Raw genomic sequence first — 16,997 nt, 5'->3', positions numbered from 1 at the left:
TAGAGAAACCCGTAGCTAACGCTACGGGTTTTTTGCTTTCTGTCGTTTGAAAAACAAAAATATAGCTATCAGTTTTGAGCTGTCAGCTGTCAGTTTCAAGACTAAAGTCACTTATAGATCTTTACTGAAAGCTGACAGCTTAGAACTTACAGCTTTGACTAAACTTACTTATACCAATTGATATAAATAATCGATCATTATAAAGCGGTTTAAATATCCAGTATCTACGTTGCTTTCAATCCCAATAGCCTGCTATTGCTTAATCAAGCGCCTTGCTACTGAAAATTTATCCTCGTTTAAAATTGATCGATTCATTAAATCAATTGGTATTAAATCTTACAGCTCGTCCCCACATCTCCTGCCAACAATTTTAAGCTGAAATAATTAACCATTTAATCATTAGTATAAAGATGAATGATAAGTTAAATTTTTTATTACTTGTTGAACGAATTGAATTTAGATATTCTAACTTTAATAGCGCAATCTCTCAGGGACTGTGTTGTTAAACAATAATAATAAAACATAGACTCTCAAGGAGCGCTTGTGCTTATTAAAGATAACTTTGATGAGGCACTGAAGTACAGTGCATCAACTAATGAATTTTTATCTCATTATCAAATACCACCAAGCCCAGTTAATTATTCGGTCATATATCTACACATTAGTAACCGTAATGAAAAACTAAGTGCAGAGCTGGAAAGGCATGTTCAAACATTTCAAGAAGTCGACTTAACGTTTATTGAAGGCCTATTTGAAAAGTACATTTCTAATTCTCATGCCATTGATAAGCAAATATTAGATCCCATTGAAAAGTCATTAACAGCAACGTTAGAAAAAATTAATCTACAAGTCGACAGTGATAAAACCGTAGCTTCAAATCTAAAAAAAGCTGAAAAAGCGTTAACTAAACATGAATACCATAAATCCATGCAAAATATTGTTTCATTTTTAATGAACAATATAACTGCCTCACAGCAACAGCATAGTGATCTTTCTCTAGAGTTAACACGCACTTGTGGCGAAGTTAGTTTCTTAAAAGCAAAGCTTGAGGCGGCACGTCATGAGGCAATACTAGATTCTTTAACTGGTTTATATAACCGACGTGGCTGTGATATAAAGCTAAAAGAGCTCGATATAGAACAAGTCCACTCATCGTTAGCAATTGATATTGACCATTTTAAAAATATAAATGATCAATTCGGTCACTTTATTGGTGATAAGGTTATAGAGCGCATTGCGAAAGTAATTAAAACATCAATTTCAGCTCAAGATATTGCTGTTCGTTTTGGCGGGGAAGAGTTTATTGTTGTGATGGTTAATAAAACTATGTCGCAAGCGCATGAGGTAGCAGAAAAAATTAGGCTAGCCATATCGCAATTAAAGTTAATGCAACGAGACTCTAAAGCTTACTTACCCAAAATTTCAGTATCTATTGGTATTGCTGAACGCCAAGAAGAATTAAATTGGACTGCAGTATTTGAACAAGCGGATACCGCTTTGTATCAAGCTAAAAACAGTGGCAGGAATAGAAGCGTGTGCTTATGATTTTGGTGTAATTCGTGATTTGCCTAGGTTATGACGAGCTTTCGCCAAACTCTAATACATCAATAACTCTTCTAGCTTCTGCTATGGTACAATCCGTGCGTTGCATTAACTCTGACACAGTAATTCCTGAATTCTTTTTAGCAATCGTTAATAACATATCAAAGCCTAAGTTTTTACTCTGTTTAGATATATGAACAGCAACCCATTGCCAACTTGATTCTTCACTTTGTTCTATGAGGCTGGTTATATTTTCTAGTTGTTCGAAAGTAGCTTTTAACTGCCAATTGCGTGAGCGTCCGATACGATTAAGCTCGCAACCTTGCCCTCTTATTAATGATTTAAGTGCGTAAGCTTTTAATACTCGACGTAAAAAAGACGGTAGCGTTATATAAGGAATGTTGCTTTTAGGTGTTTTCATCATTAGCTAGAAGTAAAACCAATGTATTTATTGGTTTTACTTCAGTGTTTTGTTTACCACTTTTTCTTTGGCTGGAATAATAAATCTAAATCATCTTCTTCAGATTTTGCTTTTTTAGCGGCATCTTTCGCATTAGTATTTTTTAAAGCGGAGGTTATTTCTTCAAGTATATTGCTTATTTCTTGTTTCTTTACCGTGCAATACTCGGTTTGAATTGGGTTTTCAGCGATTGTTTGAAGTGCCTTCTCTAAATACTGTCTTGATGAACCTAACATTTCTTTTTGGTAAGCGATCATGCCTCTTTTTTGTAAGGTTTCGACACCTATTTTAAGTTGCATTGCAGATAGCTTATTATCTTCTTGCGTAAAAGTTTGTGGATCTAAGTTGCCTTTAGATTGCTCAGACTTTAATGTTATTCGTAATTTTTTTATGCACTGTAAAACGCTAACAAGTTGTTGTTCACTGTCGGGTAAGGTAAAACTTTGCTCGCTTGCGGCTTCAGTTTTATTAGATTTACTCGCATTAACTCGAGTTTCCATTTCTTTTACTCGAGCAACTAATTGTTTATTCTCAGGCAATATCTCCGCCATGGTTTTTGCAGCATTTAGGCTTCGATTATTTAATATAACAACTAAATTTGGGTTGCTAGGTAAATTAGCAATACTTAGTAGAAGCTCTTCTGTTTCATCAATAATAGCTTTTTGTTTAGCTGCTTTTCCGCGCTTTTCTTGCTCTACTTTTTCTTTATGCTGCTGTATAGCACTCACTACCACTACAATGATAATTAAAGCGATAATTAAAGCGATGATAATGCCCATGTTTAATACTCAGTTTTTTGAAAATACAAATTCTAATACAGCAGTTTACAAAAATTGTTAGGTGAAGCAAAGCACAAAGCGTTTTCTTTTGATTATTTCTCTAAATGGTTAGCTTAGTTTGATTTTATTCGTTCATTAATGCGATCTGATTTAAGTCTATATAGGTGAATTTAGAATATTATTTACGCAAATTTTAAAAAAATATGGAATAAATGTGCAATTAAGTATATATTTTTCGTCTAAGAAAACTCTGAATGATAATTATGAAGCTGCAACAACTCCGTTATATCGTCGAAGTACTCAATAATAATTTAAATGTTTCTGCCACGGCTGAAAGTCTTTTTACCTCACAACCTGGTATCAGCAAGCAAGTTAGAATGCTTGAAGACGAACTTGGTATTCAAATTTTTGGTCGAAGCGGTAAACACTTGACCCATGTTACCTCTGCGGGTAATGAAGTGATCAACATCGCGACAGAAATTTTGTCTAAAGTCGAAGCAATTAAAGCTGTTGCTCGAGAGCATACTCAGCCAGATGAAGGTAAGCTCCGTATTGCGACAACCCATACTCAAGCACGATATGCTTTACCTGAAGTTATTCAGGGTTTTATGAAAAAATACTCAAAAGTATCTTTACATATGTATCAAGGGACACCTGCACAGATTAGCGATGCGTCAAGCAAAGGTGATGCAGATTTTGCTATAGCGACAGAGTCTTTGCACTTGTACAATGACTTAGTAATGTTGCCCTGTTATCGCTGGAATCGCAGTATTATTGTTAAAGCAGATCATCCTTTAGCGACTAAACAGAACATTACTATTGAAGATATTGCACAGTACTCTTTAGTGACTTATGTATTTGGTTTTACCGGACGCTCAGAGTTAGATATTGCTTTCAATCAAATAGGTGTTGAACCGAAAATTGCTTTTACTGCTACTGATGCAGATGTTATTAAAACTTATGTGCGTTTAGGTGTTGGGGTTGGTGTTATTGCTACTATGGCAATGGATCCTAAGTTAGATAATGATTTAGTTACTATAGATGCGAGCCATTTATTTAGCCCGAGTATGACTAAAATTGGATTCAGGCGTGGCACCTTCTTAAGAGGCTATATGTTTGACTTCATTGAACGTTTTGCTCCGCACTTAAATCGTGATTTAGTGACAAAAGCGATTTTATTAAAAAATAATGCTGAGATAGATGAAATGTTTGCCAACATTAAATTACCTATGCGTTAATAGATAGGCAACTGATTAAGTTACATCATAAAAAAAACCGTATTCTAAATACGGTTTTTTATTGTTTTTTAAGAGGAATATTGGGCGAATTACAGTGCATTATAACTCGACGTTAGTTGATAAGATTAAACACACTATGTTTATAAATACCGAATGCATTATTGTATTTAAGTTATTAACTTAAAACGTTAACATTCTGTAATATTAACCGCTAAACCACCGCGCGATGTTTCTTTATATTTAGTCTTCATATCATTACCTGTATCCCACATAGTTTTAATTACTTTGTCTAATGATACCTTCTGTACACCTGTGCCTCTAAGAGCCAAACGAGAAGCGTTAATTGCCTTTACTGAGCCCATAGCGTTTCGCTCAATGCAAGGAACTTGTACCAAACCGCCAACAGGATCACAAGTTAACCCTAAATTGTGTTCCATACCAATTTCTGCAGCGTTTTCTACTTGTTGAGGTGTGCCACCCATTATTTCGGTTAGTGCACCTGCGGCCATTGAACATGCTACACCTACTTCTGCTTGGCAACCACCTTCTGCACCTGAAATGGTCGCATTGGTTTTGTATAAAATACCAATTGCCGCTGCTGTTAATAAGTAACGAATACAGTCTTGCTCATTAACTGGTTTAATAAACTTGTCGTAGTAAGACAATACCGCAGGTAATATGCCTGCAGCGCCGTTTGTTGGTGCTGTTACCACTCTACTACCAGCGGCATTTTCTTCATTCACTGCTAAAGCAAATAAGTTGACCCAATCCATTGCTGAAAGAGGGTCTGTATTTTTTTCAACACACAGCGCTCTATGTAATGCGGGTGCTCTTCGCGTAACTTTTAAACCACCGGGTAATATTCCTTCTGTTACTATGCCTCGAGAAATACTAGCCTTCATAGCATCCCAAATTTCTATAAGCCCTGAACGTATGCTTGACTCGTCTTGCAAACATTTTTCGTTGTCCATCATAATAGTACTTATACTAAGGCCTTTTTCATTCGCTAGTTTCAATAGTTCATCGGCGCTAGAAAATCGATGTGGGCGGTCAATGTTGGCATGGGTTGATAATGCTTTATCTTTTTCTTTCTCAAAGTCGCAGTCTTTAACAATAAAGCCGCCACCAATCGAATAATAGGTTTCTTCAAAGATCACCACATCATTACTGTATGCAAAAAATGTCATTGCGTTAGCGTGTGCAGGTAAGGTTTTTCTTCGGTGATAAATAATAGCGTTCGATTTAGGAAACGAGATTAAATGTTCCATGTTTAGGTTGATTTTTTCGCTTGCAACTACATCAGCTAGTATAGATTCTATAGAGTCTACAGGGATAGTCTCTGGACTTTCCCCTGTTAATCCTAGAATAACTGCTTTGCCAGTACCATGACCAATACCTGTTTGTCCTAATGAACCAAACAACTCACATTTAATACGATCTGTTTCAAATAGCTTATTTTCAGCTTTAAGGTTATCAACAAATAATTTTGCTGCTTTCATTGGACCAACGGTATGAGAACTGGATGGACCAATTCCGATTGAAAACATATCAAATACACTAATCATAAGAAAACCTGAATAAATACTGTTAAATGTAGAAATAAATAAAATTTTGTTCGGTTATTGTAGCTGAAAGAATTCAGCATTGATAACAAAATGTATATTTAGGTGGAATGTATTATAGCTAAATTTAATGACTAGGCTGTAAAATAACTCAATGAATGACATAGCCTAAGCGGGATTAATTGTCTTGATTTAGTAGGGTACTTAAATCATGTAACATGGCGGCGGTTGCGCCCCAAATATTATATTTTTTATAAGGCATAAAATGTACATTATGTTGTTCACCATAATGATATACAGGTATTTGAACATGATGTTTTCGGTGTAGAAAGTGTGTTAAAGGCACATGGAAAACTTCTGCTACTTCATTTTTGTCAATGTGATAACTTTTTTGGTTAGAAACCATCGCAATGATAGGCGTTATTTCGTAACCTGAAATGGTTTGATAAGGCTGAAGTTGACCAATAACATCTATACAAGAAGGCTCTAGCCCTATTTCTTCATGTGTTTCGCGCAGCGCTGTTGCGGTTATATCTAGATCAAACTTTTCGACTTTTCCGCCTGGAAAACTCACTTGCCCAGGGTGATGAGTTAAGTGACTAGCACGTTTCGTTAATACTACTTCTAGCTGATTGTTATAACTCAAAATAGGGATCAATACAGCTGCATTTTTTAACTGTTGTTGATAACGAAATTTATGCGCTGAAACAGGCAAAGATTGCATTTGAAAGCGCTGAATAAATTCTTCTTTTGTCATACAACGTTTGTCACTTAAGTAAAGCTATAGCGATAGCAGGAAATAATTGATGAGAGCTTCAGTAAATAAACTTCTTATAGTTATTCTGACAAGTTTAACTTACTTAGTATCGGTAAAATTTTATTCACTTTATCGTAAGTTTCCTGGTACTCACTGTCAACGTTTGAATCTATCACCACACCGCCGCCTGCCCAACAGTGAATTTGTTGTTGATGACAAACTAAGGTACGAATAGTTATGCTAGTATCCATATTGCCACAAGCAGATATATAACCAATTGAGCCACAATAAACGCTGCGTTGATGGGGCTCTAACTCTTCAATAATGTCCATTGCCCTTATTTTGGGGGCGCCTGTAATTGAACCACCAGGAAATGCTGCTCGAAGTAGGTCATTAGCATCATATGTTGGGTTTAGTTCGCCTTCTACTGTACTGACTAAATGATGTACTGCTGGGAAACTTTCAATAACAAATAATGCTGGGACCTTGACCGAACCCGGAGTGCAAACTCGACTGATGTCGTTACGCAATAAGTCAACGATCATCAAGTTTTCTGCTTTATCTTTGCTGGCATTTTGGAGTTCATCAGCATTGGCTAGATCGATTGCAGCATCTTCATGGCGAGGACGAGTACCTTTAATCGGTTTACTTTGTACTTTATTATCAACTAATTTTAAGAAGCGTTCAGGCGAAATACTTAAAATAGCACTATTTTCAAAGCGAAGGAAAGCAGAGAACGGAGCTTTGTTCTCTGCCCTTAATGCGCAATAGGCCTGAAATTCATTACCTGTATATTGTGCACTGAAACGCTGTGCTAAGTTGATTTGATAACAATCACCTGAGAGCAAATAGTTTTGCACTTGTTCGAATTTTTCGCGATATTGTTCAGGCTGCATATTTGACTGCCAAGGTGTGGTAAGTTGAAAATCAGTTTGGTGTAAATTTTCGGTTCTTACTTTATCGCTGTTAATGTTTTTACTTAATAAATCATTAATAAGTGTTTCTATTTCTGATCTTTTTTCGTCAAGGCATAGCAACCAAACTTGTTGAGATTTTCGGTCAAAAATAATCGCTTGTTGATAAATACCAACAGACATTTCGGGTATAGCTATGTCTTTATTATTTTTTTGTTTTATTACTTCAAAACGTTTACCTAAATCGTAAGAAAAATAACCTACAGCTCCACCTTTGAATGGTAATTCAATTGACGGTAGCTTAATGTTAATAAAGCACGTCTTTTGTTCTTGCTGCACAATTAATAGTGGGTCTTGATCACTTTGATATTGTTTATTAGTGTGAAGATTTTTAACCGTGGTTATTTTATCTAAGGTAGTTACTGTGATGATAGGTTGCCAAACTAAAATATCGTAACAGCTATCAATATGCTCACTTTCACTAGAGTCTAACCACATAGCCCAAGGCTGATCGGCAATAGAGGCAAAAAGAGATTGGCTATTAAACGCTAATATATTTGTTAACGGTTTAGCTGATAATGTACTTGATAGTTTATTTACTGGTTTGGCTGGCAAAGTATTCTCACACAATTTATATTTAGTCATTATACCTATAGCGAATACCATTGGCTTTATAACAAGACTTTAAATATCTTAACAATATTACAATGTAAATTAATAGACCATTTGATACTGGTAGCTATTTAACAAGCAAGGTATGATATCGGCAAATTTATAACTTTCAACTTTTCTCGCGCCCAATTAATAAAAAAGAGACCGTTATGGCTATTATTAAACAACAAGATTTAATCGAAAGCGTTGCAGATGCATTGCAATATATTTCTTACTACCACCCGTTAGATTTTATTCAAGCGCTAGAAAAGGCGTATCATAAAGAAGAAAGTCAGGCAGCTAAAGATGCTATTGCGCAAATATTAATAAACTCGCGTATGTCAGCTCATGGTAAACGACCTATCTGTCAAGATACTGGCATTGTAACTTGCTTTGTAAAAGTGGGTATGGCTGTACAGTGGGACAATACTGATTTAACAGTACAACAAATGGTAGATGAAGGAACGCGTCGTGCATATTTAAATCCTGATAATCCATTACGTGCTTCAATTGTTGCAGACCCTGCGGGTAAACGTATTAATACAAAAGATAATACACCAGCTGTAGTGCATATTGAGATGGTGTCAGGTGATCACATTGAAGTGATGATCGCAGCAAAAGGCGGCGGTAGTGAAAATAAATCGAAAATGGCGATGCTAAACCCAAGTGACTCTATTGCTGATTGGGTTGTTAAAACGCTACCAACAATGGGGGCAGGTTGGTGTCCACCAGGCATGTTAGGTATAGGCATTGGTGGTACGGCTGAAAAAGCCGGTGTTTTAGCGAAAGAAAGTTTGATGGAACCGGTAAATATTCAAGAGCTTATTGACCGTGGTCCAGAGAATGCTGAAGAAGAATTACGTTTAGAAATTTACGATCGTGTAAACAAATTAGGTATTGGTGCTCAGGGACTAGGTGGCTTAACAACGGTTGTTGATATTAAAATTATGTCGGTACCAACACATGCTGCCTCTAAACCGGTTGTAATGATCCCTAACTGTGCTGCAACGCGCCATGTACACTTTCATCTTGACGGCTCAGGCCCAGCAGATTTAACACCGCCTAAACTAGAAGATTGGCCTGAAATTACTTGGGAAGTTGGCGAAAATGTTCGCCGAGTTAATGTCGATGAGCTTTCAAAAGCAGATATTAGCGACTGGAAAACAGGTGAAACCGTGTTACTTAGCGGTACTATTTTAACGGGTCGCGACGCCGCGCATAAACGAATTCAAGAAATGTTAGCAGCGGGCGAAAAACTGCCGGTTGATTTCACCGACAAGTTCATTTATTACGTTGGCCCGGTTGACGCTATTGGAACAGAAGCAGTAGGTCCTGCAGGCCCAACAACAGCAACTCGTATGGATAAGTTCACTGAAATGATGCTTTCTCAAACGGGCTTGTTAGGTACTATTGGTAAAGCAGAGCGTGGTCCTGAAACTGTTGAATCTATTAAAAATCACAAATCGGTCTATCTTATGGCCGTTGGTGGCGCAGCATATCTAGTATCTAAAGCAATTAAGAAAGCGAAAGTTGTTGCTTTTGAAGATATGGGGATGGAAGCCATTTATGAATTTGTAGTTGAAGATATGCCTGTAACAGTTGCTGTTGATAGCCAAGGTGAGTCAGCGCATGTAACTGGCCCTGCTATTTGGCAAGCAAAAATTGAAGATCTTGACAGTAAATTAAAAGGTAAGTAAATGCTAATTTAGTCATTTACTAGCAATAAAAAACGCTCATTATGGGCGTTTTTTTATGTCATTAATTTATTCAAAGTAGCAAAGACTATTATGCGAGATATTATTTCATTACCCACCTACATAAAGTAAATAACTATTAACCTTATCAATAAAGTATGCTTTAATAACTGTTCATATTTACAGTGTTTGGCTGCGTAATGACTTCTTTATTTAATTCTCCATGGTTAGCATTAGAAAACTTCCCTATTTTAATCTTTACTGCGTTAGTGTTGTTGGTGAGCGTTGTTATCATTTTATTGCTACTGCTAAGGCAAATTAAAACTCAGCAAAACTCATTTAATGCACAGCAACAACTTTTGCAACAGTTAACCGATAAAGTAAACCTGAGCTATGAAGTAAATACCCGTCATCAACAACAGCTGCAGCAGCAATTAAACTTTAATCATCAACAGTTAGCTACTCAACAAAGCGAGCTAAAAACTTACTTTGAACAGCAAATTTCAGATTTTAAATTAAAACTATTACGCCAACATGGTGAGCAAGGTGAAAAACAAGTACAACAATTGTTTAGCCACAATGAAGCGTTGAAAAAAACCTTATACGAGCACCATCTTGCTTTTAGCGATAATCAGCGTAAAGCTACCGAGCAACTTATCACCCAACTTACTGAAACGGCCAAACTTGGTCGTGAAGAAATGGCTAAGTCTTTGCATTTATCCAGTGAGCAAATGGCGAAAAGAATTGATGAACTTACCGTTTCAACAGATAACCGCCTGAAAGATATTAGTGGCCAAGTTGAAAAACGATTAGCTGATGGCTTTGAAAAAACCACTAAAACCTTTAATGATATTCTCCAGCGTTTAGCGTTAATTGATGACGCGCAGAAAAAAATTACTGAACTCTCTACTAATGTGGTTAGCTTACAAGAAGTATTGTCAGACAAACGTTCGCGTGGAGCGTTTGGTGAGGTACAGCTTAATGCCTTAATTCGCAATGTTTTACCAGAGCAGCACTTCGCGCTACAGCACACCTTGTCAAACGGTAAAATAGCCGACTGTATTTTATTTTTACCTGCGCCAACAGGGAATGTGGTGGTTGACTCTAAATTCCCTCTCGAAAGTTACAAAAAAATGGCTGATAACACGCTAGGTGAATTTGAACGAAAAGCGGCTGAACGCCAATTTAAGCTCGACATTAAAAAACACATTAATGATATCAGTGCTAAATATTTAATTGAAAAGGAAACGGCTGATGGCGCGGTAATGTTCATTCCGGCTGAAGCTATTTTTGCCGAAATTCATGCGCACCATAGTGATTTGGTTGATTATGCTAATAAAAAGCGTGTTTGGTTAGCTTCGCCAACAACCTTAATGGCGATTTTAACAACGGCGCGTTCAGTGCTAAAAGATGAAGCAACCCGGAAACAAATTCATGTTATTCAAGCGCATTTATCACATCTTTCTGCAGATTTCGCTCGTTTTAAAGGGCGTTTCGCAAATTTAGCAAAACATATAGATCAAGCCGCCAGTGACGTGAAGCAAATACATACCTCGGCCGATAAAATTAGTAGTCGTTTTGAGAAAATAGAGCAGGTAGAATTGAAACAAGAAAAAAAAGAATCAGGTATTGCATTATCTTCAGATTAACTGCAAAGCCTTGTTCAATAAAATATTGTTATTAACGTTTAGCTGCTGATGTTAGCAGCGTATAGCTCGCACTTTTCGACATTATATCTTGGAGTTACGCTTGATTCAGTTTTTCAGCGGTTTTAGAAATAGCATTGTCAGCTTAATTATTTTTTGTATTGCCTTTATATTTATTAGTGAATTTCAACATTACTGGTTTGCAAAAATTAATCTTATAGAGCAAGTGTTATATGGTTTATTTTGCATTACGATTATACTTGCTAGTTACTTCAATCGCAGTCGTCTCGCTTTAGCTGCTATCACGCTTTTTATTTTTTATCTCACCTTGTCGCATGATGTCCCTTGGCAATCTTGGGTGTTCTCTAACGGCCCATGGTTAGTTCTTGTTGGTGCAGCTGTGTTTGCGGTATTAAGTGTGATCAAAGATCGAGGTTTATTGTCAGTTCATGGCATTTACCGCTTAATTCTGATCCTAGTTGTTATAGGGGGCAGTTATGTTTGGTCGGATAATGCTGATATTCTTGTCCGCGAATTAATTGCGATTAAGTGGCTTGAACCTTGGTTAAAGTACCTAACGTTAGAGCTACCATTAGCGTGTTTTTCGCTTTTACTAATTTGGCGTTTTTTAAGAGAAAAAAGTTTAGTAACGACAGCATTGCTAACAAGTTTTTGTATTTGGCTTGGCCAATACTATCAGTTAGTTACATTACCGTGGAGCGTGTTATTAACCTTGATGTTAATGCATTATTTGTTTGCGGTTGTCGTTGATTCTTATTTTTTAGCATATCGTGATGAATTAACAACCTTGCCTTCGAGACGAGCGCTTAATCAATTGTCTTTATCGTTAGGGCGAAAATATACCTTGGCCATGTTAGACATTGATCATTTTAAAAAATTTAACGATACCTATGGTCACGATATTGGCGATCAGGTGTTGAAATTAGTGGCAAGTAAGCTGGCACAAGTTAAAGGCTCAGGCAAAGTATTTCGCTATGGCGGTGAAGAGTTTACGATTGTATTTCCAGGTAAAACCATTGAACAATCTCTGCCGGCGTTAGAAGCGGTTAGGCAGGCGGTGCAAGACTATGACATTGTTATTCGTCAAGAGCAGCGTAAAACTAAAGAAGCGCGTTCTAAAAAGAAAAATAGCCAAGTTAAAACGGTCAGTGTAACTATTTCTATAGGGCTTGCCGCGAGAAAATCAAAATTAAGTTTTGATCAAACGTTAAAGTTAGCTGATCAAGCTCTCTATAGAGCGAAAAAATCTGGCCGTAATAACGTGAGTGAATAAGTTTAAACATACCAAGGCAACTAATTGATTAAAACTACATTAGCAGTATTGTTTATACTTTAAATAGTTGAGCCTAAAGAATGATTAGCAATACGTTTTGATATTAATCAGCAAGTAATACCAATTGAAATAAATAATCGATCATTTTAAGGCGGTTTAAATCGTCAAAAACTTATTACATTTGGTATAAATCTGACATAAAAAAGCCCGAGATAACCTAATTATTTCGGGCTTTTTTGTAGTAATTATTTTGGGGTATTTGTTTTAAGGCGATTTAATACCAATTGATATAATACTTTCACCTCAATGAAGAAGTTATTAATTTTGCTCTAAAACAATCCATTTTTTAGTTTAAAATTGCGACATTAACAAAAACAATGGTTAACAACAGCGGACAAACAAAACGTAAATAATTGCCCCAAATTGGTAGCCATTTTCTACCTTCTTGCAAAGACACATCACGCAATTTATTACCGCGTTTCCATAACCAACCAACCACTATAAAATAAAAGAGGCAGCTTAACGGTTGTAAAATAGTGGTAAGTAGTCGAATAACCAAACCAAAAAGGCTATCAAAAAATGCGATTAAGGTCATACTAGCAACGAGTACAATCGCTGAAACCAACCAAGTTGCTTTAGGGCGAGAAAGTTTTTTTTCTTCAACTAGGTAGGCCACAGGAACCTCGGTTGAAGAAATTGTCGAAGTTAGTGCGGCAATAGACAATAACGAGAAAAAGCCAATTGCCACCAACATACCAATGCTACCCATAGAGTTAAAAAGCTCTGGTAAAATGTTGAATATTAACTGACCTTCACCAATTAATTTGTCGCCTTGAAACACTTGTTGCCCAGCGGCTTCTGCTACATATAGTGCAGGGATAATTAATAAGCCCGCCATAAAAGCGATGAAGGTATCAAGCGCGGTAATCGAAATAGCGAGTTTACCTATATCACGGTCTTTTTTCATATAAGAACCGTATATCATCATGCCACCTACACCAATAGACAATGAAAAGAAGGCTTGTCCCATTGCCGATATAATTAACTTCGGATTAGTCACCTGCGTAAAATCTGGAATTAAATAGGTTTTTAAGCCTTTTTCTGCGCCGGGTTGTTGCAGTATATAAATGATCAGTGCCACTAACATGATCAACAAAACAGGCATTAATCGTGATGACCATTTCTCTATGCCGGCGTTAACCCCCTGATGAATAATAGCCGCACCCAGTAATATAAATATTGGCGTAAACATTAAGTTTCGTGAGGTACTTGAAGTGGCAAGCCATTGTGAGGTTTCATGATAGCCAAGTAATTCAGCTACCGGCGATATTGCATGCGAGAGCATCCAGCCGGCAACTATGGTATAAAAACTCAACATCATAATTGCGCCACATAAACCAATTAAACCTGCATATTTACCCAGTTTAGGTGAGGTGCCTCTACAAGCATCTTCTAATGCAGAAACCGGATTTTTTTGGGCTTGGTTACCAATATACACTTCTGCATAAAGCGCTGGAAATGCCAATAAAATCGTCACGACAAGGTAAACAAATAAAAATGCACCACCGCCATTGTTTGCTGCTTGAGTAGGGAAACCCCAAATGTTACCTAGTCCGATTGCTGATCCTGCTGCTGCAAGCACGAAGCCAATGCGCGAATGAAATGAATCTCTAATATTGCTCATAAATGATAATTATTATTGTGGTTAATTCTTTGGTTTGAGCTTACCTAGTTCAGACTCGTTAGCAAAGCGTTTTTAACGATTAGTTGCCTTAGATATTCCAAATCTCGTAAATTACCCAGAGATATATGCAAATGGCAGAATAAATTAGTCAAAAATGAAATGTATCATGCCCATCATTAATGAACTTATCAGGCAGTAATACTGACAATGTATGTATTTATTTCGGCTTACTCGTGTCTTTTGGCAGAGCATAGGCATTATTTTATAGCATAAAAAAAACGGAAAACGTTTATGGTAAACCCACTTTACGTTTTCCGTTTATAGTGTTGAGCAAAGCCAATACCTATTTAGTTAATTTATTGTGCTATTTTTATTTTACCTATTAAAGCGAATAGCTGATTAATCAACGTGATATAAACTTTAAGGACGGATTTGTCCTTGACCAGCTACGCGATATTTAAAAATTGTTAATTGTTCTAAACCAACAGGGCCACGTGCATGTATTTTTCCTGTAGCTATACCTATTTCGGCGCCCATGCCAAACTCACCGCCATCGGCGAACTGGGTTGATGCGTTATGCATAACAATAGCTGAATCAACGGCGCGCATAAATACTTCTGCGGTATCTTCGTTTTCTGTGATAATGGCATCGGTATGTTTTGATGAATGTTCATCAATAAAGTTTAGTGCCTCTTCTAATCCTGAAACAACTTTGACAGATATAATGGCATCAAGGTATTCAGTACCCCAATCAGCGTCGTTAGCTGCAATAATTCTATTGTCACAAGCTTGTGCTGTTTTATCACCTCTAATTTCGCAATCTTGGAGAGTGTTAACAAGTTGAGGCAGAAATTCATTCGCTATTGCTTGGTCTACAACTAAGCTTTCAGTTGCGCCACAAACTCCGGTTCTGCGTAATTTAGCATTATTAACCACGCTCAAGGCTTTGGTTAAATCAGCATCTTTATCAATGTAAATGTGATTATTACCATCTAAATGCAGTAATGTTGGTACTTGAGCTTCATTTCTGACTAACTCAACAAGGCCACGACCACCACGAGGGATTACTAAATCTACATAGTCAGCACAACGTAATAAAGCAGCAACGGCTGAGCGGTCATCAGTATCAACTAGCTGTATACATGTTGATGGTAAATTAGCTGTTCGCAAGCCTGTAGCCATGCAATCAACAATAATACGTGTTGAGTTAAGGCTTTCAGAGCCACCGCGTAAAATAACACTATTACCAGACTTTAAACATAAAGCGCCTGCATCTGCACCAACGTTAGGGCGAGACTCATAAATCATACCAATAACACCAATGGGTGTTGATACGCGGGTTATTTTAAGCCCATTTGGACGATCAAATTCAGCTAATGAACGGCCAACAGGATCAGGTAGCTTTGCAATATCTTCAAGAGCAACCGCCATAGCTTCAACTCTTTCAGGCGTGAGTTTTAATCGGTCAATAAAAGAGTCAGCTTTTCCCGCTTGTTTAACACTGAGTACATCAAGTGCGTTTGCTTCAAGTAAAGCAGGGGTATTCTGGCGTAGCGCATCAGCCGCTACGGTTAATGCTTGATTTTTTTGTTCAGTGCTTGCACTTGCCAGCGCCTTTGCTGCTGCTTTAGCTTGTTTGCCAAGGGTGTTGATCATAGTTTCAATATCGTTCGCTGTACTGTCTGACATAAAATTTCCTGTTTCTTTTCGATTACTTGTAAACTGTTTGGTAAAATTCAATGTGTTTGAATTGTGTCAATTTTTGATTGATTATTAATAACATTTATACTTAAAAATTGTTAAAAACAATATTAAAAATTCAGTTTATTTAAAATAACAATATGGCTTTTTAGCATACTGTTGAGAATGTTCTATTAAATGACTGCTGATTAAAAGTGTGAGTTAAACAACGTATAATAACGTGTAATTTATTTAATCTTTACCTCAAAGTAACTGCACGTTCATAGGCTGATAGCACTGTTGATTCAAGCAAGTTTTCTAATGTTGAGCTTTTCATTAAGGTATCTAGACCTGCTTGAGACGTACCATTTTTACTGGTTACAGCGTTTCGCAATTCTTCAATATTACTTTCACTTTTTATGGCTAGCTCAATTGAACCGCCCAGTGTGTTGAGCACCAAAGCTTTAGCTGCTTTCGGTGAAAAACCAAGGTTAATCGCTGAGTTAATCCAGCAGCGAGCTACTTCGAAAGCATAGCTAGGGCCACTTCCGGCAACCGCCGTTACTCTATCAAGTTCATCTTCGCTATCAGTAATATGTGTATAACCTACCGCATCTGTTAATTGTTTTGCGACGGTTAACTGAGCATCACTGCAGTTAGCATTAGCGTATAATCCACTAACACCACGGCCAATTTGTGCCGGTAAATTTGGCATTACGCGCATAATAGCACGTTCGCCGATGAGTTTTTCTAATGAGGCAACCGGGTAGCCAGCAGCAATAGAAATTACACAGGCATTATCTTTGAGAAAAGGGCGATAAGCAGGCAGTACATGCGCTATTAATTGTGGCTTAATGGCAATAACAACAAAATCGAAACGTTGGCCAGAAAGTTCTTCAAGGGTTTGTGTAACGTTAACACCAGCAGGTGCTTTGACTAATGAAGGATTAATGATAGTAATATTTTGATCTGTAGAGGTTGCCCAGCGAGTCAGTAAAGCACTGCCCATTTTCCCACAACCAATCATAAGTAAAGACATAAATCTCCTATTGTTTTAGCTCACTTTTAAAGCATCATAAATAATTTATATGCACTG

At 37.0% G+C, this 16,997-nt stretch carries 13 protein-coding genes; 5 read left to right on the top strand and 8 right to left on the bottom strand.

Going from position 1 to position 16,997, the window contains the following annotated elements; translation table 11 throughout:
* Nucleotides 1-543 precede the first annotated feature (543 nt).
* Nucleotides 544-1,545 carry a GGDEF domain-containing protein gene (locus AC27H3_RS12795; protein WP_085305292.1) on the top strand — a complete coding sequence of 334 codons (1,002 nt, stop codon included), beginning with the start codon at nucleotides 544-546 and terminating at the stop codon, nucleotides 1,543-1,545.
* Between the two features lie 28 nt (nucleotides 1,546-1,573).
* Here AC27H3_RS12795 and AC27H3_RS12790 read toward each other — a convergent pair whose 3' ends face one another.
* Complete coding sequence (locus tag AC27H3_RS12790; protein ID WP_487106750.1) at nucleotides 1,574-1,966, bottom strand: ribosome recycling factor family protein; 393 nt, start codon at nucleotides 1,964-1,966, stop codon at nucleotides 1,574-1,576.
* 50 nt (nucleotides 1,967-2,016) lie between these two features.
* On the bottom strand, nucleotides 2,017-2,781 hold the full coding sequence (locus AC27H3_RS12785) for a hypothetical protein (protein WP_487106748.1): 765 nt from the start codon (nucleotides 2,779-2,781) through the stop codon (nucleotides 2,017-2,019).
* A 263-nt stretch (nucleotides 2,782-3,044) separates the two neighbouring features.
* On the opposite strand from AC27H3_RS12785, the gene cysB reads away from it, so the two are divergent.
* Nucleotides 3,045-4,019: an HTH-type transcriptional regulator CysB gene (gene cysB, locus AC27H3_RS12780; protein ID WP_085305543.1), complete on the top strand. Its 975-nt coding sequence runs from the start codon at nucleotides 3,045-3,047 to the stop codon at nucleotides 4,017-4,019.
* Nucleotides 4,020-4,207: 188 nt separating this feature from the next.
* Here the strand turns inward: cysB and AC27H3_RS12775 are convergent, their stop codons facing one another.
* The 3 genes from AC27H3_RS12775 to pabB all read right to left on the bottom strand — a co-directional run bounded on the left by AC27H3_RS12775 (nucleotide 4,208) and on the right by pabB (nucleotide 7,897).
* Complete coding sequence (locus tag AC27H3_RS12775) at nucleotides 4,208-5,584, bottom strand: L-serine ammonia-lyase (protein ID WP_487106747.1); 1,377 nt, start codon at nucleotides 5,582-5,584, stop codon at nucleotides 4,208-4,210.
* Nucleotides 5,585-5,759: 175 nt separating this feature from the next.
* Complete coding sequence (locus tag AC27H3_RS12770; RefSeq protein WP_487106746.1) at nucleotides 5,760-6,338, bottom strand: CoA pyrophosphatase; 579 nt, start codon at nucleotides 6,336-6,338, stop codon at nucleotides 5,760-5,762.
* 80 nt (nucleotides 6,339-6,418) lie between these two features.
* Nucleotides 6,419-7,897 carry an aminodeoxychorismate synthase component I gene (gene pabB, locus AC27H3_RS12765; RefSeq protein WP_487106744.1) on the bottom strand — a complete coding sequence of 493 codons (1,479 nt, stop codon included), beginning with the start codon at nucleotides 7,895-7,897 and terminating at the stop codon, nucleotides 6,419-6,421.
* Between the two features lie 176 nt (nucleotides 7,898-8,073).
* Between pabB and AC27H3_RS12760 the strand changes: the two genes are divergently transcribed.
* The 3 genes from AC27H3_RS12760 (at nucleotide 8,074) to AC27H3_RS12750 (ending at nucleotide 12,537) form a co-directional block, all read left to right on the top strand.
* On the top strand, nucleotides 8,074-9,600 hold the full coding sequence (locus AC27H3_RS12760) for a fumarate hydratase (RefSeq protein ID WP_487106743.1): 1,527 nt from the start codon (nucleotides 8,074-8,076) through the stop codon (nucleotides 9,598-9,600).
* 197 nt (nucleotides 9,601-9,797) lie between these two features.
* Nucleotides 9,798-11,246 (top strand): DNA recombination protein RmuC, encoded by a 1,449-nt coding sequence (locus tag AC27H3_RS12755; protein WP_487106741.1) that lies wholly within the window; start codon nucleotides 9,798-9,800, stop codon nucleotides 11,244-11,246.
* Between the two features lie 100 nt (nucleotides 11,247-11,346).
* The gene (locus AC27H3_RS12750; protein ID WP_487106740.1) at nucleotides 11,347-12,537 is read left to right on the top strand and encodes a GGDEF domain-containing protein; all 1,191 of its coding nucleotides are present in this window, start codon (nucleotides 11,347-11,349) and stop codon (nucleotides 12,535-12,537) included.
* Nucleotides 12,538-12,883: 346 nt separating this feature from the next.
* Here the strand turns inward: AC27H3_RS12750 and AC27H3_RS12745 are convergent, their stop codons facing one another.
* The 3 genes from AC27H3_RS12745 to AC27H3_RS12735 all read right to left on the bottom strand — a co-directional run bounded on the left by AC27H3_RS12745 (nucleotide 12,884) and on the right by AC27H3_RS12735 (nucleotide 16,940).
* Nucleotides 12,884-14,221 (bottom strand): sodium-dependent transporter, encoded by a 1,338-nt coding sequence (locus AC27H3_RS12745; RefSeq protein WP_273313902.1) that lies wholly within the window; start codon nucleotides 14,219-14,221, stop codon nucleotides 12,884-12,886.
* Between the two features lie 420 nt (nucleotides 14,222-14,641).
* Nucleotides 14,642-15,910 carry a glutamate-5-semialdehyde dehydrogenase gene (locus tag AC27H3_RS12740; protein ID WP_487106738.1) on the bottom strand — a complete coding sequence of 423 codons (1,269 nt, stop codon included), beginning with the start codon at nucleotides 15,908-15,910 and terminating at the stop codon, nucleotides 14,642-14,644.
* Between the two features lie 250 nt (nucleotides 15,911-16,160).
* Complete coding sequence (locus AC27H3_RS12735) at nucleotides 16,161-16,940, bottom strand: pyrroline-5-carboxylate reductase family protein (RefSeq protein ID WP_487106737.1); 780 nt, start codon at nucleotides 16,938-16,940, stop codon at nucleotides 16,161-16,163.
* Nucleotides 16,941-16,997: the final 57 nt, after the last annotated feature.

It is taken from the genome of Colwellia sp. NW0002-52-1 (assembly GCF_057550865.1).
The sequence above is the reverse complement of the archived record's forward strand: the minus strand, read 5'-3'. Positions and strand labels throughout refer to the sequence as shown.